Consider the following 23,180-nt stretch of genomic DNA (forward strand, 5'->3'; position numbering starts at 1 on the left):
CGACAATAATAAATAAGCCGATTAATTGAATCGGCTTATCTGTTATTGAAGAAAATACAGTTCTCACTTATTATTGATATATCGTGTAATAAGATTTATCACTTTACGACAAGACCATACGCCTTGTTGCCATATACATAAGAAATAATAAGTATAGCAAGTATAACAAGTGGCAACAGCATAAATCCAATATTTTTATCGACCATTGCATGGCTAATAAAAGCAAAAATTAGGTTAAAAGTTAATCCGGCATAGGCCCACTCTTTCAATTTACTTGGAGTTTTAGGATAAGAAATGGCTATTACTCCGAGCACTTTGCAGATAATAAGTGCATAAGCGAAGTAGTCTGGATATCCTAACGGTTTAGTTCCAGCATTAACATACTGTGGCGCAAATAAAAGCGTACCAAGAGGCATGATACCTTCCCAGATAATAAGGATCGCTGTAGCTATCCAAAAGATTAATTTATTCTTTTTCATGATTTTGAAGATTTATGAATTATTTATATTGCAAAATTGTTTATATTGATATGACAAAGATGCAAGGGTTTGCTTAAATTAACAGATTACAAAAACGACATTATAAGGGGTGAATTGCGACAGTGGGAACAACGAAATTACAAAACCAAAAAATTCTTTTCTACCATTGGCTTCATTTTAAATGACAGGTATAATGATTAAATTAAATCACATGAATAAAACAACCCTTTTCACTTCAGTTTTAAGCACGATGATTCTTTTCATATCCAGTTTAACTTCCTGCGACGGAATTATAGAGCGGAACAACGAACCCTTAGATGCGGCATATGCTAATTTTGAAGAAATTAACGAAAAGTATCATTCCGATATTTTCGAAGTGAAACTGTTCTGTGAAACTGAAGTCACTCGTTCCAGTTCACCTAATCCCATACGCATCTTTCCATCTGTGAATGACCAACTGATCGTATCCTGCGATGCAGAAAAAAATGATGAGACCCAAGGTGATATGCTTTATTATAAAATAAATAGTAAAGGAATTACAGAAGATACGTTACACTTGTCCCAAAATGAATATTGGCCAGAATTTATTGATGATTTCATCATTTTCACCAATGACCAAAAAGCCTATTACACCACTTGGCCACAAGATGGCGATACCACCACACGTGCTTTTAAAGTTTTCAATGAAGATTTGAGTTGGACTGGAGAAAAAATAAATCAAAAAATTGCAAGCGCGAAAAAAGATGGCAAATATTGGTTTTTAAAAAATGTAACTAGAAATGATCATTACTACATGCAATTTTTCTTTTACCAGGATGAACAATGGCAGATGCTATGGCAAGAAATACCAGCATATAGAAGCCTTGATAGCAGTGAAGATGCTGGCCGTTACCGCGACGATGTTTTTTGGACTGGCGAACAAGATCCTTATTTACCCGAAAACGTTACTTTTTTACATTTTCACCCTGAGGAAAAATTAAAATACAGCCACAATATTGGTGGTGGAAGTCCGGGATATAGTGTCAAAAACTGGCGCGGCAAAGCTTTCTTTAAAACAAAGATCGGAGATCGTGATTTTAATTTTTTTGAGCCCCATATCGCTGTAGAGAAAGAAAGATTTGACGATTACAAAAATCGATTTTATACGGTGTTAGAAGCAAATTATCCAACACTACATTTTAGACCAACATTTTATATTTCACCCCATGGGTTCGCATTCTATTCTTCCAATAGCCAGAGTATGTATTTAATACGAAAGAAATAAGCCGGCTTCTAAGGAGCATCTATAAAAATAGTATCAAGTTGAATCAAATAAAGTAAGATGACATGATTGAAAAATTTGATAATAAATTCACTCTTAAATTATATTCACCAATATGCAAGTCACAGCATATTTACATTTTAAATAGATCTCGATTAGTAGCTATAGATTTGTAAATTAATATATTTACGTATTATCCGCTATTGAGGACCTATACCATTATATAAACAAGCATGTCTAAAATAAAACCCTACGATCGCCGCAGCTTCCTTCGGCAGGCAGGTATCGCTCTTGTGGCTACTGGCGCTGCGACAGTAAAATCTTATGGATTTTCCGCTCATGAACCCCAATTTTCCAATCAAAAACCTATTCAGATTGGTTGGATCACAGACTTACATCACGGCTTTTGCAAAGATGCGCAACAACGACTGAAAGTTTTTCTTAAAGAAGCTTCTAAACGTAAACTAGATTTCATACTCCAAGGAGGGGACTTTTGCCATCCGACAAAAGCTGCTCAGGAGTTTGTTGCTCTTTGGGAAACTTATCCTGGAGAGCGCTATCATGTGCTTGGCAACCATGACATGGACTTGGGCACCAAAGAAGATATCATGAAGTTATGGAAGATGGATAAGAAGTACTACTCCTTTGACAAAGGAGACTTTCACTTTATTATCCTTGATTGTAACTATATCCTTAAAGATGGGGCATATATTGATTATGCCAACAGTAATTATTATATCGATCAGGCCAATCGTGACCTCATCAATCCTGAGCAGATCCAATGGCTTAAAGAAGATCTAGCCAACACGAACAAGCAAACCATTATTATTTCGCATCAGGCTTTTGATGAAATTTGGGATGGCTGTTCCGTCCCAAATCGGTTAGCAGTACGTAAGATTATTGATGACGCCAATAACAATACCCAATTTCAGAAAGTAATTGCCTGTTTCAATGGTCATCACCATTTGGATGATTACAGCTATATAAATAAAGTACATTATTTCCAGATGAACAGTGCTTCCTTTTCCTACGTAGGGGATGGATTCGGTTCAGACGGCGGGCGGGCGATGTATCGCGATCCTCTTTTTGCGTTTGTCACTATTGATCCTTCAGGTCGAATTACTATTGCTGGAAAAGAAAGTCAATTTGAATCTCCTACGCCGACAGACACCAAACATCCAGATGCAGCAAGACTTACCGCTTCAATCAGTAACAGAAAACTAGATTTTAGATCTAAACCTTAAAAACAATTAAACGTTATTAAAAATAAGCTAAAGACCTATGAATGCATGCCTAAAATGGATAGTAACATTGCTTGTGCTCGCCATAATATCAAGCGCTCAAGCACAAAAAGTCACGACTATTGACTTCGAAACTATTCCCGATATTGCAACCACTCCGGGAATAGTAGGCAAAGCTTTTGATCTTGGAAATGTTACGAAGCGCTATGCAATAGCTCTCCCTAATCCAATCAAAGACTCCAAAAACTTCACGATCAGCGTATGGGTCAAAGCCGATGAAAATGGACAAATGCCTTATACAATAGCCTCCGGCCTGCAAAAACAGACAGAAGGTTACGATGGTTGGAAATTTGGAATTCAGGCCAACGGCGCCTGGAATTTCCAGATACAGGCAAATGGGCAAAATCACAGTTATGATCCAACCCCATTCAGACAAAGTATCCGCGATGGTAAATGGCACCAGCTGGCCGTCAGCCATGATATTGTAAAGCAGCGCCTCATATTCTATTACGATGGAAAACAGCGGGCAATCTATCATGTACCTGCACTTCAAAATACAAACCTGGCCGACAGTATAGTCATCGGAAACAGTATTGACCATGAAAAACCATTTAAAACGGAGCAATGGGAGTCTTTCTATGGTACTATAGATGACATTAAATGTTATGATACAGCACTTAGTGCTGAACAAATGCAGCAACAATATACCCAGATCACGGGCAAACGAATAGCAGAGACAGTAAGTAAGCCAGCTTCGCTATCGGTGACAAGTTTCAATATTTGGCATGGGGGGAATGAATCCGGTAAAGAAATTGGCTTACAGCGTACCATAGCTCTGATGAAAGAAAGTAAAGCAGATGTCTTCACCCTTGTCGAGACCTACGGTTCGGGAGAACGTATTGCCGATGCACTGGGTTATTACTTTTACCTGATCAGCTCCAATCTATCGATTATGAGTCGCTATCCATTTACGGATACCTACCAGATCTACAGATCATTCAACAGTGGTGGAGTCCAGATAGCACTACCCGGTGGTCAACCGATTAATATATTCGCGACATGGTTGCATTATCTGCCCGACTATTGGTCTGGATTCGTCAAAGCAGAACGATGGGATACGACAGATTTTATAATTGAAGAGAATAAAACCCGTGGCGCAGAAATGAAAGCGATAGTCAAGGAGCTCAAACCATTTCTTGAACATGCGGATCAAACTCCTGTCATCATTGCAGGAGATTTCAATAGTGGATCTCATCTGGACTGGACGGAGAATACCAAGCACCTGCATAAAAACTATATCATTCCATGGCCGGCTAGCAAAACTTTGGCACAAACAGGAGTTCGGGATGCCTGGCGTACATTATATCCGGATCCAATTCGCTATCCAGGTATTACCTGGTCTCCCATTGACAATAGTGATACGTATCAAAAAGACCGTATTGACTATATTTATTATAAAGGAAGCAAATTAATGCCTAAAGCGTCAACAGTAATCGAAAGTCACCCAGTTGCTTTTCCATCTGACCATGCTGGAATTAATGTAGTTTTTAAACTGCAAAAATAAATGTCAAAATGGAAATGAACTAGTAAAAACGCAGCTTATTGACCAAATCTTTACAAAAGTCAGTAAGCTGGGCTATCTAGAAAAGTTACTTTTGTATATGTCTAAAAATACACGATCAACTTTACTAGTGCTTTTGCTATTACTTTTAATACCTACTGAGAATGTTTTTTCTCAAATTGGAGCAGGAATAAAATTTGGTGGAAATTTGTCTCATGCTGATGGATTATCATTCCGTTCAACAAATCGAGTAGGTTTTCAGGTCGGAGGTATAGTAAGTTATCATTTTAGACCAAACATGGCTATCCAAGTAGAGCCCACCTATAATGTGACACGTGTCAGAACAAATTCTGAAACTGTGGATCAGGTTAACGGTATTGCAAAAGGAAACAAGGCCCTCCAGTTCTTTGATTTCCCTGTATTATTTAAGTTAGACCTGACATCAAATTTTGCATTATTAGGTGGCCTTGAATTCAATAAACTATTGAATGAAGATAAATATCTACTGAATAATGGAGAAGAGGCATTTAATAGAGGCTCCCGAATGGGTTACACTTTTGGATTAGAATTGGGAAAATTGTATTTCCGATATCGAAATGTAGAAAGAAAAACCGGTGTATACCACAACTGGAATACGAGTATTTCGCAATATCAAATAGGCGTTAAATGGAACCTTTTCTAGAAGCCTTATAAAAGAGTTGTCTAAATTCTGAGTTAAAGTTGATCTAAATCGATTGGTTTTCAATCGGATGTAAAATAAATTTGTTTATTTTTCCATTCAGGATAAGGATACTTAACAGATTTAAATATTAAACTTAATAAACCAATTCAAACTTTTATAATAATGCTATCTAAATTATTTCTTCTTCAGAGTTGCATGATCTTCCTGTTCATATTTAGTGTTCCTTTAAAAGCACAGACACAGCAGACATTTACAGGTTGGAGTGCCGCATTTTTCACTTACAAAATAAATCCCAGGTTCAGCATACATTTTGATGGACAAGCTCGAAGTACAGATCAACTCAAAGACATACAATCCTTTATTATCCGACCGGGTTTGAATTATCATATCAAGAACAATATGATTGCCACTTTAGGGTATGCCTACATCGGGAACCAAAGAAATATTAGCGCTATCCATGGCTGGATACCAGAACACCGCATATGGGAGCAATTTATTATAAACCAAAAATTTACCGTTCTAAATCGTCCTTCAACACTGCAGCACCATTTTAGATTAGAACAGCGCTTTATGGGCCAACCTGCTGTTGAGCAAAACGAGCTGGTTACGGACCGTTACGATTTTGCCCAAAGACTGCGCTATTTCACCCGTGCCATTGTTCCTGTTTCCGAAACCACTAGTTTTACTGATGGTGCTTTCATTGCACTGCAAAATGAAATTTTTGCACATATTCAAAATGCCCCCAATGGTAAGTTATTTGACCAAAACAGAGGTTACCTAGCACTAGGATGGCGGGTAAATCCAAAATTTGATATAGAAGCAGGTTACATGAATCAATATAGCCTGGGCAGAAATAATAAGACTGTAAATAATATCATACAGGTCGCAGCTTACCTCAGATTATAAACGATAGCGCTCTTTGATTTAAAAAGGCAGCATATTATGCTTCATTTATATCATTAACGGATTATTTGCGTTAATTAACGCGTTTTTTAGCAAAAGGATTAAACGATAAACCAGCATTAAAATAAAAAGATGGATCCGTAGATGCTTCATAAATAAAATCATTCTGAGATTTGTTTTTCTCTGATATTCGAGATCTTAACGAATTTCTCATCCCGGTTTTGACCATAGCTATAAAAGAACGTCCCAGATTGTGTTCATAAAGCAGCCCTGAATTCAAATTCATCTGATTGAAGATCTGGATGCTCGATAATCCAGCAAAATCATAGATGTAGAAGGTATTATTATCCAGCTCCGATCCAAAAGATGCACGTCCATTACCCAAAATAGTTTTACGAAGATAAACGGCTTTCGGCAACACGATATCGACCACCCAGCCCTGTTGATACTGTCTCTTATATGTAAAAGTAGGTATCACAGGTACAATGGCGCTTGGATCCAACAAACCGACCACACCTAAGGTCATCTGCACATCACGGGTAGCTTTTAGAACCAAGTTTCCCATCAGCATACCACGAACACGTTCAAAGCCTTTCTCACTTCCATCAGTCATCAAACTCGCGCTATAAATAGCCATTTTTCCAAATAATCTTGAGTAGTAAGTAAAATTTAATGATTCATGGTGATAGTGATAATCTTGCTTCTCCTGATATATTTGCCGTGTACTCAAATCAGGTTGCAGCAGCTCTACAGAAAGATGCCGATACCCCACAAGCGTTCCTAAAGTCCAATTTTTTCTCTTCATCAAGTTGACATTCATACTGGCATTCGCTTGATGCATATTTTGAACCTCTCCCTTAGGAAGTGGATTCTTTAAATACTTTGAAGCATATTTAAACCCACCAACAATTTCGTACTCCAGATTCAGTACGCGGATCGCCGGAAACTTATCGGCAATAATAGCACGAACTTTGTCTGGGATACTGTCTTTTGTCTGAGCTTTGGTAACAAAAGTGTAAATGCCTATTCCAAATATGAGCAAAATCTTTTTTAACATATAACAATGGATAAATGGTTGATAAAACGGTACAAGAATATTCTAAATGTGGATATGAAAAATACATTTTAGACGAAACACCCTTTATTTTATACAAAAGATCCTTTCTTAGAATAATATAGGACGCACACCATACTACTTCAATTACTTTGGTATAAAAAAAAGCACTCTTGGTATAAAAGAAATTAGAGTAGGCTCAAAAAAAATTACTTTTGTTCCTATACAGTAACATTATTACTAAGAACTGATGCAAGATTTTAAAAATGGAATAATCATACGTTACTTAACCGAAAAAAAATATAGGGTCCTCCGCCACAGCGTATTTGTAGTGGGGCTCCTTTTGCTTTTTTTCAATTCAGACATGAAGACAGAGCTATCTGATCCATATAAAACCTATCTACATTTATCAGTATGGATCGTTTTTGTATGTATGTTCTACATCAACATGTATCTGCTGATACCACGTTTTTTTTTCAAGGGAAGGTATGAGATCTATATAATATTATTAATCTTATTGGTTATTGGAAGTTTACTGATCGTCATGTATGTTTCCAATTATATGCATGTTATAACGGCTGCAAATTTAAAAGTTGATAAGCGTCAAAACATGAATTTTTTCAACGGAATCTTAGTCAGTATTCCCATTATTTTAACAACCACAACACTGAAACTTTTTAATCGTTGGATCAAAGACAATAAGAGAATATCTGAACTCAAAAACCTGGCCCTAACAACTGAGTTAACTTCCCTAAGAAACCAGATACAGCCACACTTTTTGTTTAATATGTTGAATAATGTCAAAGCACTGATACGGAAAGATCCTGAAATGGCAACGGAAGTTATTATCAAACTATCGGATTTTTTAAGATACCAGCTTTACGAAAATGATAATGATAAAACACTTTTAACTGGAGAATTAAACTTTATAACCAATTTTCTGAAATTGGAAGAAATAAGAAGAGATCATTTGAAAACGACCGTACAATGCGAACCTGAACTCGTTAAAAAAAATATTTTCTTACCTCCGCATATTTTTACGGCCTTTATCGAAAATGCTATAAAATACAGTTTAAGTGCGACAGAAGAAACGTCCTTTATTCATATTTCCTTTATGGCAAGTGATGGGCAGCTTCACTTTGAATGCCGCAATTCCAAAGATCCGAAACTAGCCCTCAATCCTAACAAAAAATATAGTGGGCTGGGCCTCACCAATACTAAACGTAGGTTAGAATTGTTATATCAAGACGATTATCAGTTAAATATTACTGTTCAAGAAACGGAATATAGCGTAAAATTAACGATCCCAATATGAAGTGTATTATAGTTGATGATGAACCTCTCGCTCGTGAAGAAATGAGCAATCTGGTACAAGAAATTTCAGCCCTTGAGATTGTAGGGGAATTTTCCAGCGCTATTGGGGCAATGGAATTTTTAAAAAATAATGCTGTTGATCTGCTATTCCTGGATATTGAAATGCCGACCATCAATGGTCTTGATTTTGCACAGTCATTGCCTACAGATAAATTAGTGATTTTAACGACAGCATATAGTCAGTATGCATTGCAGGGGTATGAACTTGACGCAATTGACTATCTCTTAAAACCGATCAAAAAGGAGCGACTAGCAAAAGCGATAACGAAAGCAATCGCTTACCAAAAACTGTTGACATTTCATGAACAGAAAAACACATTTGAAGCCAGCAATGACAATTCTATACTGATAAAATCAGATCGAAAATATTATAAAATCACCTTTGATGAAATCAAATTCATTGAAGCCCTAAAAGATTATGTCGTGATCTATACTCGCAACAACAAACTGATCACAGCCATGAACTTAAAAACAATCCATCAAAAACTGAACTCCGAACTCTTTATCCGGGTAAGTAAATCTTACCTGATCAATCTATCATTTATCGATTCTTTTGATAGTCATACCATTTACATAGACGACGCAGAGATACCGATAGGAGAAATCTATCGCAACGATTTTTTTCAAAAATATACAAGCGGTCTTTTATAAGAGTTCATCCGATTAGGTAACATCAAAGCGTTCCAATAAATCAACTCGAATATTATGGCTGTCCAACAAATTGGTTAACCGGTCAATAGAACAGCCAGCTGTTTCTACTCGAAAAATCGAATCTTCATCGTCAAGATCTACTGTAGGAGAAAACACTTCCGGCATATTCAATTGCAATAATTGCATCAAAAAAATTTTGCTCTCTACTGTTTTTATTGAACTCTTAAAAATTAATACCTGCTTAACCATGTTCTTTGAGTTAGTTTTAACCAAATTATTCTGACTCTATCAAACCGGAATAGAGCATTGTTAAACAAATCTACTCGATATGGACTTACCAGATTTGAATTTTATACCAAAAGGTTAGATTATTATACGAAATTGAATGGATGCCCCTCTTCTGATTTAAAAAGATTATCATTATACAGGAACATCAACTGCTTTCATTAAAACAGTATAACGAAGGATCTGCATCTTGAAATTAAAAAAAACATAAAATTACCTCTATTAATACTTTTGTTAATATACTATTAATGGTTCGCTGTGATATTTAGAAATTATAAACTAAATATAAATCTGTATGATGATTAAAACATGTAAAATTCATGTCCTAAGCATGCTCTTATTCTTTTCAACAAGTCTATTATTTGCACAAAAGCAGTACGACTCCTACAAAGGCTTGGTTTTGGCAGGCTACCAAGGCTGGTTTAATAGTCCGGATGACGGAGCTAATCGGGGATGGTATCACTACAAAGGTAAAAACGGATTTAACCCCGGCTCTACAAATGTTGATTTCTGGCCAGACGTAACAGAATATGCCATTACCTACGATAGTCCCTTTTTAACAAAGGAAGGAAAGCCCGCTAAACTCTATAGTTCTTATGATTACTCGTCGGTTAATCTCCACTTCAAATGGATGCAACACTATGGAGTAGACGGTGTATTTATGCAACGATTTGTCGGCGAAATTGCTAATCCAAGTGGCTTAAACCAATTCAATACCGTATTAAATTCTGCCATCAAATCTGCTAATGAATTCGATCGTGCAATATGCGTTATGTACGATCTTAGCGGTATAAAAGATGGTGACGATAAGATACTGATGGATGATGTTGCTGCACTCGAAAAAAAATGGAATCTAAAAAAAAGAGAGCATGCAAAAACTTATCTATTTCACAATGGAAAACCGCTGATTGCGGTTTGGGGAATCGGATTTAATGATGGCCGCAAGTATAATTTAAAAACTGCCGAGCGTATTGTCAACTACCTGAAACAAAATGGTTACAGTGTACTTTTGGGTGTTCCCACCTATTGGCGCGAACAACGTCAGGATACTGAGTCAGATCCTTTGCTGCATGCACTGATTAAAAAATCAGATATGATCATGCCTTGGTTTGTAGGAAGGTATAATCAGGTCGGATTTGACCAGTTCAAATCCCTGATCCAGGCGGATATGAAATGGTGCAAACAACATCAGGTAGATTATGTTCCGCTTTGCTTTCCTGGATTTTCTTGGACGAATATGACCGGTAGTTCAAAGGCGTTTGTACCTCGGGATTCAGGCAATTTCTTCTGGACACAATTGCAGTATAATCTTACGTCAGGTGCAGAAATGCTCTATATTGCCATGTTTGATGAAGTAGATGAAGGTACAGCAATCTTCAAAACACTTCACCAGAAAGATGTACCCTTAAATGGAACGGGTACTTTTGTCGGCATAGAGGATCATCTTCCGAACGATCACTATCTTTGGTTAACCGGACAGGCAAGCAAATACCTAAAAAACAAGACGGCAATACCGCTTCATCAACCTAAAAGAAAATGAAATGATTCAAAATAAATTCATAATCAGCTATTTCGTCATATTTTTAGGGCTAGCGCATAGCACTGCCCAAAATAAGACCAGCTCTAACGCAATCCCTGCCAGTGACCGGCAACAGCAAATCGATCAATATTGGGCAGACCGTGCTGCAGTTCAGTCGCACCAGACGATACCATTTGCACCTTTAACTCTCACCTACATACGTCCAGCATCGGTATGGGAAGAAGCATTACCTTTAGGTAATGGTCAAATCGGTGCCATGGTCTTTGGTGGTGTAGCCGATGAACGTATTCAGTTTAACGAAAGTACACTTTGGGCAGGAAATACACAAAATCCAAACAATCCCAAAGGAAAAACTGCACTCCCAATTATCCAAAACCTTATTTTCGAAGGAAAGAATAAAGAAGCCATTGAGCTTGCAGACAGCACGTTGATGGGTAAACCTATGCATATCAAACCTTACCAGTCCCTGGGTGAATTGTGGCTGGATATGCCCCATCTTCATGTAGAGAACTATAAACGCTCTTTGGACCTAAAGACAGCTGTTCAGCAGACCAGCTATCAGCATAAAGGTGTCAACTATTCACGCCAATATTTTATTTCGGCTCCTGCAAACACCATGGTTATCCATTACACTGCCAGTAAAAAAAAATCATTAGACCTTAATTTCACATGGAAAAGAGCACAGGATTTCAGTTGCATATCCGACCCAAAGGATCCATCTCAGTTAATTTTACAAGGACAGATCGGACAAGCTGAAACTAAACAGGAAAAAGGACTGCGCTTTGCAGCAATTGCAAAAGTATATCTAAAAGGTGGTCAATTTTCAAATAAAAATGGAAAAATAATGATTACCGATGCCGACGAGATTACGATACTGGTCACTGCGGCAACAAATTATCCAGGTTTAAAACATATCAGTTATCCTGCACAACAAAGTAATATTGACCCTTTATCCACCTGTAGGAATACGCTAAAGCCATTCAAAAATGTTGATTATCCGCTATTAAAACGTCAACATATTCAAGACTATCAGCATTATTTCAACAGGGTAAATCTAAGTTTGGATGATCCGGATCAACCCAATAGATCGGGCATTTCTACAGATGCTCTCATTTCACTTACAAAAGAGCATCAAAAAATACCGAGTGAACTGATCACAAAATTTTTCCAGTTTGGTCGTTATTTATTAATCAGCAGTTCGCGTCCGGGTCATATGCCGGCCAATTTACAGGGCATGTGGGCCTGGCAGATGGATCCGCCATGGAATGCAGATTTTCATACCAATATAAACTTGCAGATGAATTATTGGCCTGCCGAATTGGCCAATCTATCTGAGTTACATCAACCTTTATTTGATCTGACTACAGCTCTCATTCCTTTTGGAGAGCGAACAGCACACACACTATACGGTGCAAAAGGCTGGGTCGTGCATCATCTTACCGATGCTTGGGGCTATACCGCCCCTGCAGACGGAGTACAGGGGATTTGGCCCATGGGCTCGGCATGGTTAGCGCAGCACCCTTGGGAACATTATACGTTTACAGGTGACCGTCAGTTTCTAAAAGAAAAAGCCTATCCCATCATGAAAGGAGCGGCCAATTTTATAATGGATTTCATGGTAAAAATTCCAAAAAATAAACCTTTTGCCAATTACTGGATCACTAATCCTTCCCATTCTCCAGAAAATAGTTTCAAACTGCCTAATGGAGAGATTTCAAGTTTTACCTATGGAGTGACTATGGATAGCCAAATTATTCGGGACTTACTTATAAACTGTATTGAGGCTTCTACCGTGCTCCAAGTTGATGAAACTTTTAGACAGCAGTGCCAAGAGACTTTACAAAAGCTTATACCAACACAAATAAGTGCCAAAACGGGACGCATTATGGAATGGATAGAGGACTATGAAGAAACCGAAGTAAACCACCGCCATACTTCACATCTTTTTGGATTGCACCCGGGTAGCCAAATATCTATCGCTAATACACCAGATCTAGCCGAAGCTGCAAAAAAAACGTTACTAAGTCGAGGCGATCATGGAACTGGCTGGAGCTTGGCCTGGAAAATCAATATGTGGAATAGACTGCATGACGGCGAGCACTCCTATCAGTTACTCTATAACCTCATCAGCGATAAAACTTTACCTAACTTATTTGATAATCACCCTCCATTTCAGATTGATGGAAATTTTGGAGCTACAGCTGCAATTGCTGAGATGCTCCTTCAAAGTCAAGTTCGTGATAAAAATAACAACTACTTGATCGAATTACTTCCCGCATTAAGTAAAAATATGCCTAGTGGAAGTATTGAAGGACTTAAAGCAAGAGGTGGCATTACGGTTAATATCCACTGGAATAATGGATCCTTACAAAAAGCACAGCTACTACCAAACAGAACAGGACCACTCTGCATAAGCTATGCCGGTAAACAGATTGAAATCATGGGCACCCAAGGAAAAGCTGTGATCATTACGCCACAGTTATTTCAAAACAATAATTAAAAGATATAGTACTAACAACAAAAAAAGCGCCGGCATAAATACCGGCGCTTTCTTATTATGAGTCAAATCTTTCTTGATTAGACCTAATATTCTGATTTAGTTACCCCAGTTTTTATTGGCTTTATCACCCATAACAAATTCAAGTATCCCCCCTTTAAGAATATCCGCATGATCTAATTGTGGTGTATTTAAAGGTTGGCCATTCAATTTGGCAGACTGAATATATTTATTTTTTGCCGAAGCATTTTTTCCGATAATAACAAAAGACTTGCCATTAGGAAGTTGTATACTCGCTTTTGAGAAGAATGGAGAACCTATGCTATAAGAAGTAAGTCCAGGAGTTACCGGATAGAATCCCATCTGTGAAAAAACAACAAACGCTGACATACCGCCTCCGTCCTCATCTCCAGGTACTCCCATCAAGTCGTTTCTAAACCATTCTCCCACCAATTTGTGAATCCGTTTTTGTGTCATCCAAGGCTGTCCCGCATAGTTGTATAGATATGGAATATGGAGCGAAGGTTCATTGGCCATAGAGAATTGTCCTACATTTCCGGTATGGTCAGGAAGTTGCGCATAAAAATCAAATTTAGATCTGCCCAAAGGTTGCTGGAACATATCGTCTAAATATTGAATAAACAGTTCATTACCACCCATCAATTTGATAAGATCCGGAATATTATGCTGTACATCCCAGCGGTATATCCAGGCATTATTTTCGCCATAGTATTCACGCGCCCCCTGTCCTCCTGAAAACACATAATCAAAAGGCATAATAAATTTACCTTTATCGTCCTTTGGATGGAAAAATTTAGTTTGCTCATTGAATAGATTCCTATAGTTGAATGACTGTTTCATAAACAGTTCATAATCCGCTTTCATACCAAGCTCGTTGGCTAATTGAGCCAAACACCAAAGATCATAGGAAGTACCCAAAGTAACTGCCACAGGTTGTCTTTTTTCAAAACTGTTCACCTCAGGTATTGTCTCTTTCTCATTAGGATACAGTGCCGGTATATAGCCATTTTCCTTAAAAAAAGCATCCAATTTTCCGGCAGGTTTACCTGACCATGGTGCTAAAGTCTTTTCAGTTATAGCACCTTTCGCCGCCAGATAAGCTTTCTTAATATCGAAATTACGTATTCCTTTTCGGTAAGCATCTAGCAATGTGGCCACGCCATGGTTGGAATTCATGCGTCTGCTATCACCGGTTATTTCAGGGAAAGTCGGTAACCATGGTTCCTTCATCTGTTCAGACATCCGAACAAAGGAATTCAAAATCAAGGCTTCATTATCCGAATCGAGCAATACCCGAAGCGGATGATGCGCCCTGTACGAGTCCCATATCCAGTCATCTGTAAAAAATGCTTTCCCTTGATCATCATGTACTTTTCCGTCAAATGCACTGTAGTAGCGATTATCCTCAGAAATATTAACAGGACGCTCATAAGTTCTATATAAAGAGGTATAAAACACTTTTTTATCCGATTCATTTTCACCCTCTACAGCAATTTTCCCTAAAGCCTCATTCCAGATCTTTCGTCCATTGGCTGCTAATTTTTCTTGGTTAAAATCCGTAATTTCACGTTTCAGATTGGCCTTTGCCTGCGCAACATCGATAAAAGAAATACCATACTTCATCCGTAAGGTTGATCCAGATTGATCAAATTGCAAAACTAGACAGGCATTTTTACCTGTGGCTTCTGTACTTTTTTCCAATTGCTTACCTTTCAAAAGACTCACTGTTATCGGTTTTGATTCGGGAACAGCATAAATATAGACACGGGTGCCATTCCCGATATCCTGGGAACCGGAAAGCCCCTGACCATCCCACTGCAATTTTCCTTCATGTGAATTGAACTGCAGATACTTATTTGATTTGGTAGGAAAAGTAAAGGTGTACATACCCGACTGATGTGATACCGCATAATCTACTTTGATATCCTCCTGATCCAACTGTACCGTATAAGAATAAGGATTTATTTCTTCCTGATCATAACTATATAGTTGCACAGGTTTCAGATCGGATGGTAATTTTATCATCGGACTCAAGTTAAAAGCCGATTTTCCACGGTGACTTGTAACAATAAGCGGAAGACCAAATAAGCGATCTGAAGTGAAGTCCGCTCGCTCAGGATAAACCCGCAACATACTATTTGGTAGATGAACGGTCGGATAAGTCGGCACTAATAAATGACTGATGTTTCCCATATAAGGATTGACATAATCCACATATTCTTTGGGGCCTTGGGTCTGAGAAAAACCTTTTAGCATAAAAATCGAAAGAAAAGAACAGCAATATATTGTGCGTAATAGTGTATTCGATTTATGTTTAATAATCTTTTTTAACATGGTAAACAATTAAGGAATCAACGGTTTAAGGAAAAATAACATTTAAGATCTTAAAGATAATTTATTTTGACAATATAGGGTCTATTTATAGCAGTATTATTTAGAAACTGTGATTAGTCCCGTTTGTTTTACTTTTTTAATACTGCCATCCTTATTATATTCCAGCTTATCCACCGCTATTGACCGTAACCAATCATTAAATTCTCCATTTTTTCGAGAGAGCTCACTGTTGTGGTAGAAAGCATACCATTTACCTTTGAATTCAACAATAGAACCATGATTAGTATAACTATCGGTCGGATCCATATAAATACCCATTGATTTCCATGGTCCCAGAGGACTCTCACTGATGGCATAACGCATTCGATTGTCGCCCTTTACACCGTCTTTCCAATTTTCATCATGATTGTCTGAATAAGAAAGATAATATTTACCCTTATATTTGTTTACCCAGGATGCTTCATGAAAATCCTCCAGTCCTTCCATTTTCTGGAGTTGCCCCTCTACTTCCATCATATTGTCCGTGAGTTTACCGGCCATGCACACACCGCCTCCGCCTTGGTAGAAATAGGCCTGTCCATCGTCATCGATAAAGACATGTGGATCAATCAGAGCTTCTGCACCTTTTACATAACCCTGTACGACAAAATCTTTGATCGGCGATTTACTTGTCGCCACTCCGATTTTCCAAGTTTTATTCCATTCTGTTCCGCTTGGATGTGGAAAATAAAAATAATAGACACCATTCTTATATACACAATCTGGAGCCCACATAAATCCTCCTTCTTTTCTGCCCCATGGAACCTGAGAAGCACGTAATATTTCTCCATGATCTGTCCAGTTTTTCATATCAGCCGTAGAGAACACGTGGTATTGATCCATCAGATCACAACCTTGAGGCGGAGCGATATCATGAGATGCATACACATAAAGTCGTCCATCTGCCCAGACACGTGCTGACGGATCGGCGGTATACATATGTTTAATAAATGGATTTTCCTGCGCCATCAAAGACGCATTATAAAACAAAGTCAAACCTAAGAATAGGGCTCTGTAACCCGTTTTAAATAGTTTTTTCATCAGAATATAATTATGTATTTATATTTGTTTATTAGAGATATTCTTCCATTCATCTTGATGATTAAAAGCATAAAACCTTCGTTTGATACATGAATAGTATTCCCCATAAGTAGAAAACTATCGTGAGTTTGTTTTCCTTTATTTTCTAAAAGAACTAAACTCACGACAGCCTTCGTTTACCATTATGGGACTGTTATCACTTCAACGTTTGAATAATTAAATTTCTCGTAAGTATCGCGCACTTTTGCGCCCATACGAACGTAATAGGTATATCCAGATTTTAAAGGAATATCTTTAATGGTGTAGGTCTCTTTTCCTTCACCGGTCTGCATACTTCCGATATTCTCCCAATTTTGATTAATCAATACCCGATATTCATCTTTATAGTACGCATCAATCCGGCTTCCTGCACCACAATAAGGTGTTAGACTAAAGAATGGCCTTACCTCAATTACCTGTGGCAGTCCATTGGTAACCGGAGCTGCCAATGAACATGAAATATCCAATTTGTTTTCAGCCTTCAGATTCCATTTTACATTTTTTACATGCAGGTATGGGATTACTTCAAAATTCTGCTCAGCATTAGCCCCCAATTTAAATCCTTCTATCTTATCTGCAGGCCAAAAAGCACCACCATAAGGTTGTAGTGTGTAAGTGGCTTGAAACAGTTTGGTATGACTGTACGAACCATCCTGCTTGACTTGCAGATCCTGCGGAGCTGGATTATCGCTCCAGCTTGTTTCCAATAACCGGATACTAAATTCACCCTGGCCTGTCAGAAAAGGTTCTTTGGTAATTTGATCAGTTACCTGGCCACTCATACTGGCATTTGGCCCTTCGTAATTATCAGTTTTTGAACAGGCACTCAAAAAAAACATACCTGCTAAAGCCATTAATAAATTTATCGTTTTCATTGCTGTTGAATTAATAAATAGGATTTTGTGGATATAAATTTGGATTCTTGTTCAACTCGCCTCCTGGAATAGGTTCATAGTACCATTTTTTCTCAAAATTGAAGGTTTTATTCCAAGGTTCTTTTTCCTTGATGAAAATAAAAGAGTTGATTCGCTGGCCAGTAGGACTATACTTCAGCTCATCCAATACCAAATAAGGCATCAACGCATTAGGCACAAAGTTGTTTAATTCAACATCTGCAATACGCCATCTGCGTATATCCCACCAATGGTGGTTTTCAAAGCAAAGTTCACGTTCACGTTCTTCACGGATAAACTGCATATTGCCATCCAAAGGATAACCATATTTTCCCGAAAGATTAGCCGGAGCGCCGTTATATACATAAGGTTTTGCTCCTGCCCTTAAGCGAACCTGAGCAATATATTGAAAAGCTTCCTGCTTCAGAGATCCATCATTTTTGATCACTCCAAGTTCATAGGCTGCTTCTGCTTTATTCAACAAGATTTCTGCCAGCCTAAAAATCTTCCAAGGCTGTGTACTGTTGTACAATTTTACATCCTTAGTGGACATCTTATAATTGATGTATTTCCGAATAAAGAAGCCCGTACGTGTATTATTAGCATGACCATCCTTCCACATACCATGTTCACCCGTAATATTAATCTTCGTACCATTATAATCGTACTGACTATTTTTAGGTCCACCCAAAATACGGTTTGACTCGCTGTTCACTGTTGCAGATCCAGATCCCATCTGTGCATCAGTAGCCTTTCCAGGAAAAGTTTTATAAAGTCCGCGTTGAATATCAAAACTACGACGTTCAGCACCTTCACGTAATTCCATACCTGAGAAATAAAAAGTAGCACGTTGTCTGGGTTCCAGTTCCGCATACAATTGTTTACGATCGGTATAACGGATCGGTTTTCCTGTTATGGCATCCGTTATCGGGAGTTCGTCAAACAGTTCAACAACATTCAACACCGGATATGCGGCCGACTCATTGTCACTCGAAAAAGTCGGGTTCGGTAAATGGGTTGCATCGTAACTATGCTTCAAACGGTTGTTATGCGGTGCAGTAATGCTATATTCTTTGATAAAAATATCTTCGGGACTATCCAGATCCAGAAATAGATTCACATAATTAAGTTCCTTATCCTGCGGATTTTTATTATAAAGACTATACGGACCTCCCAGTACAATGGTAGAGGCATCATAAGACTGTTTAAAAAACCATTCGGCTTCCTCTTTTTTAATCCCCACCAACTCCTGATCAGTAGCATCTCCGGCTAGATTACCGTAACCGCTATATTTTGCGATACTCCCTGCGTACAACATAGCACGGGAAAGTAACGAAGCCGCAACATATTTATTGGCTCTACCACGTTCACTAGTGGCGGCCATCTTCGTAATTGCCTGTTGAAGATCCTCATTTATAAAATGATAGACTTCACTTTCTTTATTCCGTTTTACTAAAAGCTGCGCTTTATCACCTGTAGGATCCTGCACTTCTGTAATAATGGGTATACCACCATAACGCTTTACCAGTGCAAAATAATAGAAGGCCCGCAGGAAATGTGCTTCTCCTAATATTTGATTATAGCCTTCTTCGCTAAAATTCGTTTGATATTTGGGCAATCCGGCGATCAAAGTATTAATGTTCCGAATACGATCATAAGGCCAATAGCCGAAGCCCTGCGCACCTGCCACTCCCCAAAATTGTCCCGTCATCTCGCCGCTCATTGCAGCTAAAGTTTCAGAATTCTGCCAGTAATTGTCCCACCTGAATCCACGTTCTGGATGATAGACAAAATCTTCTATTGGTAGGAAGCTGTACATACCAGCAACATATTTTCGTGCTCCAGCCTCGTTTCCAAAAAGCGCATCCTCACCCAATACTCCTAGAGGATCTAGATCCATTTTCCTGCAGGATTGCATATTCGAGCACAGGAAAAGGCCAATGATTATTATAGCAATTGATTTTTTCATGTTTAGTTCGTTTTGAAATTAAAATTTAATGGATGCCCCGATATTGTAAGTTTTGTTGATGGGATACTTATACACATCAATCTCACCGGAAGAAGAGCCTCCTGCTGCACCTGGATGCTCTGGATCTGAATATTTCAGACCTGTCCAGGTAAAGAGGTTATAGGCACTTGCATAAATTCTCAAATTTTTGACTTTAATAGCCTGTAACCATTCTTTTGGAAAGGAATACCCCAGCTCCAAAGTTTTCAGACGGAGGTAAGAAGCATTTTGAACAGCACGCGTTCCTTCGGCCATGGGTGAACCTGTAGAAGGGTAATAACCTGAAGTCCATTGGGTGCGCGGATTAAAAAGATCTGCAGTACCATCTAAAGGTCTCCAACGATCCAAAAACTGTGTCAGTGCACCACCATCAAATTGCAATGGTCCAGCAAGTACTTCTGTGTACTGTACATACACTTTGGCAGCTCCTTGAAAATTCATAGCCACATCAAAACCGCGCCACGAACCACCCACATTAAAACCGTAATTAATTAAAGGCATATTATAAGTTGCAATAGGATGATTATCAGCATCATTGATCAAACCATCTCCGTTCCAGTCCTCATAATAATAATCTCCTGGAAGTGTACCGCTAGTAACCAAAGTTGGGTGATTATAAATCTGATCATAGGAACCGAACTGCCCTGCATAATCTTTGCCCCACCAGATATCTTTGTATCGATTTGAATTCCTGTTTCGCCAATTGTCGTAAGAATTGCCTGCTTTCGACTCTACGCGATCTACAAATTGACTTTTGGTCGAGGACACCTGAGCATTAATAAAATAATTGAATTCATTAATTTTATTGCGATGTGTCAATGCAATTTCGTACCCGAAAGTACGGTCGCTTTCTAAGTTTTCCTGAGGTAAGTTGGCTCCAACCGTTCCTGGAATAAGATCAAGACTTGTCGCTAATAATCCTGAACGGTTTCTGTTAAAATAATCAAACGTTACTCCCAGTTTACCATTCCACAGGTCCAGATCCAACCCCACATCTGCAGTCTTAGACGTATACCAGGTCAAGTTGGGATTTGGAATAGCTGTAGGTAAGGCTCCGTTAACAAGATTGCCACCAAAAATCCATCCCGTTTCATTAGGTTCAAGCGCATAACCGACGATAGTAGAAGGATAATTACCTGCCGAACGGTCATCTCCCAACTTACCATAGGAAGCCCTTATTTTCAGATTATTGATAAAATCATAATTGTTTTTAATAAAAGACTCCTCGCTCATCCGCCAGCCAACTGATGCGGCCGGAAAAAATCCCCATCTGGATTCTTTTGGAAATTTGGAAGAACCATCATATCGAAAACTAAATTCTGCCAAATACTTGCCCAAGTAATCATAATTAAACTTACCAACTAAACCACGTGCAGTCCGCTCTCCGATTCCCTCCATATTGGCCAATTGATTTTTGTCTTCTCCGGCAAATAAGTATTCCGAATTGACCATGATCTCACGCTGGGCATAAAAGCTATCCCATTTATTATATTCCTCCACAAATAGCAACAAGCCCGATACCTGATGTTTATCGGCAAACTTTCGGTTATAATTCAGCGAGAATTGCATCAGTGAATGGGTATCGGGATAAGAACTTCTTCTTATCGTCGTAGGAGCATTCTTTTCATGTGTATTATATTTTTCAGGAGTAACAATCTGCCCATTTCCGTCATATACAGGCGGTGTATAGCTGTATAAGAAATATGATTTTTTAAAATCAGTATTATCGCTGTATTTAAAATCATAATTATAAGTAGCTTTTGCATTTAAACCATCAACAAAAGGGATCTTATAATCTAAGGAAAGGATACCATTAAATTGTTTTCTCAAAAACTTGCGGTATCCTGTTTGCTTGGAATCGGTTACAACAACTGGATTTTCGTTATCAATCATCTCAAAGTTGGGATACAACGGATTATCGTTGGCATAGATCGGTACAATAGGTCTTTGTCGCCATGCCTGTTTGTATACAGCCCAGATATCCGTTCTGGGTTGGTTTGTCTCGTCGGCATAGCCTCCAAGATCCAAAGAAACCTTTAATCTTTCCGTAATTTGGGCATCTATATTAGATCGGAAGTTCCAGCGGTTATAGTTGAGACTTTTACTTTTATAAGCCCCCATCTGATCCATATGACCGAGATTAAAAAAGTAATTGACCTTCTTTCCTCCTCCATTAACAGATAAATTATGTTGGTACTGAGGCGATACATGATCAAATGCCGCATCGACATAATTCGATGTTTTTTTGGTACCATTCCGATATGCCTCAAAATCCGATTCGCCAAAGATATTAGGCATTTTTACCGGGTAGTTACTATTGAAGTCACGGCCTATCTGTTCATTTTTAAGTTGCATATAGGCAAGAGCATCTACCGTATTGGGTACATAAAGGAACTTCTGCCAACCATGATTATAAGAATAATTGATTTCAAAATTGCCATCAGCATTACTTCCTCTGCGCGTGGTCACCAGTAGTACACCATTAGCTGAACGTACGCCATATACCGCTGCTGAAGCATCCTTTAACACAGAGACACTTTCGATTTCATTAGCATCCATACGAGACAGATAATCTTTATCGCGCGGGATTCCGTCCACGACGATCAACGGTTCACCCATACCACGGATATCAATATTAGATTCAAATGATCCCGGCTGGCTGGACTGTTGGCTAATGCGCACTCCCGGCAATTTACCTGCAAGCATATTGACCACATTCTCATTTTTAGTAACAGCAATTTCCTTGTTACTTACTGAGGAGATCGCCCCTGTCAAGGATGCTTTCTTTTGCGTTCCGTAACCGACAACGACAACATCATCAAGCCTCGTATTGTCTTCATCGAGCAGTACTTCTAAAAGAGACTGCTGGCCAACAATAATTTCTGACTTCCGAAACCCCACATAACTGATGATCAATTTGTCACCAGGTGAAGCATTAATCTTGAATTTTCCTTGAGCATCTGTTGAGGTGGTCTGGCCAGTCCGTACATCTGTAATCGAAGCACCAATGATAGGTTTTTCGTTTGAGCTCTGTACTTTACCATCAATAGATTTTTGCTGCGCAACTGATGCCATGGGCGAAAGTAAAATAAGCGAGGAAAGTGCCCATTGCCAAGGGTATTTACGGAGCCTGGACCAAGGCGCCACATTTCCTCTAAAAATGAAGTTTGTTTTCATTAATTGGTTTTTAATTGGTTATAGAAAGACTCATAATGGTGTATTCAAAGGGGTGGTCACTTGGAAAAGTAACCCATAGCAATTATTCCCTTAGGAAAAA

General features: G+C 38.5%; 17 protein-coding genes. 9 read left to right on the forward strand and 8 right to left on the reverse strand.

Features of this window, described 5'->3' with window-relative positions; genetic code table 11:
- Positions 1 to 98: 98 nt before the first annotated feature.
- The gene (locus ACFS6I_RS17585) at positions 99 to 479 is read right to left on the reverse strand and encodes a DoxX family protein (RefSeq protein WP_339424070.1); all 381 of its coding nucleotides are present in this window, start codon (positions 477 to 479) and stop codon (positions 99 to 101) included.
- A 211-nt stretch (positions 480 to 690) separates the two neighbouring features.
- Here ACFS6I_RS17585 and ACFS6I_RS17590 point away from each other — a divergent pair, with 211 nt between their 5' ends.
- The 5 genes from ACFS6I_RS17590 to ACFS6I_RS17610 all read left to right on the forward strand — a co-directional run bounded on the left by ACFS6I_RS17590 (position 691) and on the right by ACFS6I_RS17610 (position 6,130).
- A complete protein-coding gene (locus ACFS6I_RS17590; RefSeq protein WP_380922545.1) occupies positions 691 to 1,743 on the forward strand; it encodes a hypothetical protein in 1,053 nt (350 codons plus the stop codon).
- Between the two features lie 230 nt (positions 1,744 to 1,973).
- Complete coding sequence (locus tag ACFS6I_RS17595) at positions 1,974 to 2,984, forward strand: metallophosphoesterase family protein (RefSeq protein ID WP_380922547.1); 1,011 nt, start codon at positions 1,974 to 1,976, stop codon at positions 2,982 to 2,984.
- A 37-nt stretch (positions 2,985 to 3,021) separates the two neighbouring features.
- Positions 3,022 to 4,545 carry a LamG-like jellyroll fold domain-containing protein gene (locus ACFS6I_RS17600; protein ID WP_380922549.1) on the forward strand — a complete coding sequence of 508 codons (1,524 nt, stop codon included), beginning with the start codon at positions 3,022 to 3,024 and terminating at the stop codon, positions 4,543 to 4,545.
- Between the two features lie 97 nt (positions 4,546 to 4,642).
- A complete protein-coding gene (locus tag ACFS6I_RS17605) occupies positions 4,643 to 5,224 on the forward strand; it encodes an outer membrane beta-barrel protein (RefSeq protein ID WP_380922551.1) in 582 nt (193 codons plus the stop codon).
- A gap of 162 nt (positions 5,225 to 5,386) precedes the next feature.
- A complete protein-coding gene (locus ACFS6I_RS17610; RefSeq protein ID WP_380922553.1) occupies positions 5,387 to 6,130 on the forward strand; it encodes a DUF2490 domain-containing protein in 744 nt (247 codons plus the stop codon).
- A 70-nt stretch (positions 6,131 to 6,200) separates the two neighbouring features.
- Here the strand turns inward: ACFS6I_RS17610 and ACFS6I_RS17615 are convergent, their stop codons facing one another.
- Complete coding sequence (locus tag ACFS6I_RS17615; RefSeq protein WP_380922555.1) at positions 6,201 to 7,184, reverse strand: DUF6268 family outer membrane beta-barrel protein; 984 nt, start codon at positions 7,182 to 7,184, stop codon at positions 6,201 to 6,203.
- Positions 7,185 to 7,545: 361 nt separating this feature from the next.
- Here ACFS6I_RS17615 and ACFS6I_RS17620 point away from each other — a divergent pair, with 361 nt between their 5' ends.
- Together ACFS6I_RS17620 and ACFS6I_RS17625 are read left to right on the forward strand one after the other, a co-directional pair.
- A complete protein-coding gene (locus tag ACFS6I_RS17620; RefSeq protein ID WP_380922557.1) occupies positions 7,546 to 8,496 on the forward strand; it encodes a sensor histidine kinase in 951 nt (316 codons plus the stop codon).
- Positions 8,493 to 9,206 (forward strand): LytR/AlgR family response regulator transcription factor, encoded by a 714-nt coding sequence (locus ACFS6I_RS17625; protein ID WP_380922559.1) that lies wholly within the window; start codon positions 8,493 to 8,495, stop codon positions 9,204 to 9,206. Before ACFS6I_RS17620 ends, ACFS6I_RS17625 begins: the two co-directional genes overlap by 4 nt.
- Positions 9,207 to 9,218: 12 nt before the next feature.
- Here ACFS6I_RS17625 and ACFS6I_RS17630 read toward each other — a convergent pair whose 3' ends face one another.
- The gene (locus ACFS6I_RS17630) at positions 9,219 to 9,392 is read right to left on the reverse strand and encodes a hypothetical protein (RefSeq protein WP_380922561.1); all 174 of its coding nucleotides are present in this window, start codon (positions 9,390 to 9,392) and stop codon (positions 9,219 to 9,221) included.
- A gap of 394 nt (positions 9,393 to 9,786) precedes the next feature.
- On the opposite strand from ACFS6I_RS17630, the gene ACFS6I_RS17635 reads away from it, so the two are divergent.
- Positions 9,787 to 11,031: a glycoside hydrolase family 71/99-like protein gene (locus ACFS6I_RS17635; protein ID WP_380922563.1), complete on the forward strand. Its 1,245-nt coding sequence runs from the start codon at positions 9,787 to 9,789 to the stop codon at positions 11,029 to 11,031.
- Position 11,032: 1 nt separating this feature from the next.
- Positions 11,033 to 13,531: a glycoside hydrolase family 95 protein gene (locus ACFS6I_RS17640; protein WP_380922565.1), complete on the forward strand. Its 2,499-nt coding sequence runs from the start codon at positions 11,033 to 11,035 to the stop codon at positions 13,529 to 13,531.
- A 96-nt stretch (positions 13,532 to 13,627) separates the two neighbouring features.
- Here the strand turns inward: ACFS6I_RS17640 and ACFS6I_RS17645 are convergent, their stop codons facing one another.
- From ACFS6I_RS17645 to ACFS6I_RS17665, 5 genes are all read right to left on the reverse strand, one after another.
- Positions 13,628 to 15,883: a GH92 family glycosyl hydrolase gene (locus ACFS6I_RS17645; RefSeq protein WP_380922567.1), complete on the reverse strand. Its 2,256-nt coding sequence runs from the start codon at positions 15,881 to 15,883 to the stop codon at positions 13,628 to 13,630.
- Positions 15,884 to 15,979: 96 nt separating this feature from the next.
- Positions 15,980 to 16,963 (reverse strand): family 43 glycosylhydrolase, encoded by a 984-nt coding sequence (locus ACFS6I_RS17650; RefSeq protein WP_380922569.1) that lies wholly within the window; start codon positions 16,961 to 16,963, stop codon positions 15,980 to 15,982.
- Between the two features lie 182 nt (positions 16,964 to 17,145).
- Positions 17,146 to 17,877 (reverse strand): DUF3823 domain-containing protein, encoded by a 732-nt coding sequence (locus ACFS6I_RS17655; protein ID WP_380922571.1) that lies wholly within the window; start codon positions 17,875 to 17,877, stop codon positions 17,146 to 17,148.
- 10 nt (positions 17,878 to 17,887) lie between these two features.
- A complete protein-coding gene (locus ACFS6I_RS17660) occupies positions 17,888 to 19,864 on the reverse strand; it encodes a RagB/SusD family nutrient uptake outer membrane protein (RefSeq protein WP_132840747.1) in 1,977 nt (658 codons plus the stop codon).
- Positions 19,865 to 19,882: 18 nt separating this feature from the next.
- Positions 19,883 to 23,080 carry a SusC/RagA family TonB-linked outer membrane protein gene (locus ACFS6I_RS17665; RefSeq protein ID WP_380922574.1) on the reverse strand — a complete coding sequence of 1,066 codons (3,198 nt, stop codon included), beginning with the start codon at positions 23,078 to 23,080 and terminating at the stop codon, positions 19,883 to 19,885.
- Positions 23,081 to 23,180 lie beyond the last annotated feature (100 nt).

Origin of the sequence: Sphingobacterium anhuiense (assembly GCF_042686355.1) — a bacterium.
Classification (GTDB): Bacteria; Bacteroidota; Bacteroidia; order Sphingobacteriales; family Sphingobacteriaceae; genus Sphingobacterium; species Sphingobacterium anhuiense.

What these genes read in the sequence shown, in the direction of transcription:
- ACFS6I_RS17585 (WP_339424070.1), bottom strand. Translation starts at nt 479, where the DNA reads ATGAAAAAGAATAAATTAATCTTTTGGATAGCTACAGCGATCCTTATT.
- ACFS6I_RS17590 (WP_380922545.1), top strand. Translation starts at nt 691, where the DNA reads ATGAATAAAACAACCCTTTTCACTTCAGTTTTAAGCACGATGATTCTT.
- ACFS6I_RS17595 (WP_380922547.1), top strand. Translation starts at nt 1,974, where the DNA reads ATGTCTAAAATAAAACCCTACGATCGCCGCAGCTTCCTTCGGCAGGCA.
- ACFS6I_RS17600 (WP_380922549.1), top strand. Translation starts at nt 3,022, where the DNA reads ATGAATGCATGCCTAAAATGGATAGTAACATTGCTTGTGCTCGCCATA.
- ACFS6I_RS17605 (WP_380922551.1), top strand. Translation starts at nt 4,643, where the DNA reads ATGTCTAAAAATACACGATCAACTTTACTAGTGCTTTTGCTATTACTT.
- ACFS6I_RS17610 (WP_380922553.1), top strand. Translation starts at nt 5,387, where the DNA reads ATGCTATCTAAATTATTTCTTCTTCAGAGTTGCATGATCTTCCTGTTC.
- ACFS6I_RS17615 (WP_380922555.1), bottom strand. Translation starts at nt 7,184, where the DNA reads ATGTTAAAAAAGATTTTGCTCATATTTGGAATAGGCATTTACACTTTT.
- ACFS6I_RS17620 (WP_380922557.1), top strand. Translation starts at nt 7,546, where the DNA reads ATGAAGACAGAGCTATCTGATCCATATAAAACCTATCTACATTTATCA.
- ACFS6I_RS17625 (WP_380922559.1), top strand. Translation starts at nt 8,493, where the DNA reads ATGAAGTGTATTATAGTTGATGATGAACCTCTCGCTCGTGAAGAAATG.
- ACFS6I_RS17630 (WP_380922561.1), bottom strand. Translation starts at nt 9,392, where the DNA reads ATGCAATTATTGCAATTGAATATGCCGGAAGTGTTTTCTCCTACAGTA.
- ACFS6I_RS17635 (WP_380922563.1), top strand. Translation starts at nt 9,787, where the DNA reads ATGATGATTAAAACATGTAAAATTCATGTCCTAAGCATGCTCTTATTC.
- ACFS6I_RS17640 (WP_380922565.1), top strand. Translation starts at nt 11,033, where the DNA reads ATGATTCAAAATAAATTCATAATCAGCTATTTCGTCATATTTTTAGGG.
- ACFS6I_RS17645 (WP_380922567.1), bottom strand. Translation starts at nt 15,883, where the DNA reads ATGTTAAAAAAGATTATTAAACATAAATCGAATACACTATTACGCACA.
- ACFS6I_RS17650 (WP_380922569.1), bottom strand. Translation starts at nt 16,963, where the DNA reads ATGAAAAAACTATTTAAAACGGGTTACAGAGCCCTATTCTTAGGTTTG.
- ACFS6I_RS17655 (WP_380922571.1), bottom strand. Translation starts at nt 17,877, where the DNA reads ATGAAAACGATAAATTTATTAATGGCTTTAGCAGGTATGTTTTTTTTG.
- ACFS6I_RS17660 (WP_132840747.1), bottom strand. Translation starts at nt 19,864, where the DNA reads ATGAAAAAATCAATTGCTATAATAATCATTGGCCTTTTCCTGTGCTCG.
- ACFS6I_RS17665 (WP_380922574.1), bottom strand. Translation starts at nt 23,080, where the DNA reads ATGAAAACAAACTTCATTTTTAGAGGAAATGTGGCGCCTTGGTCCAGG.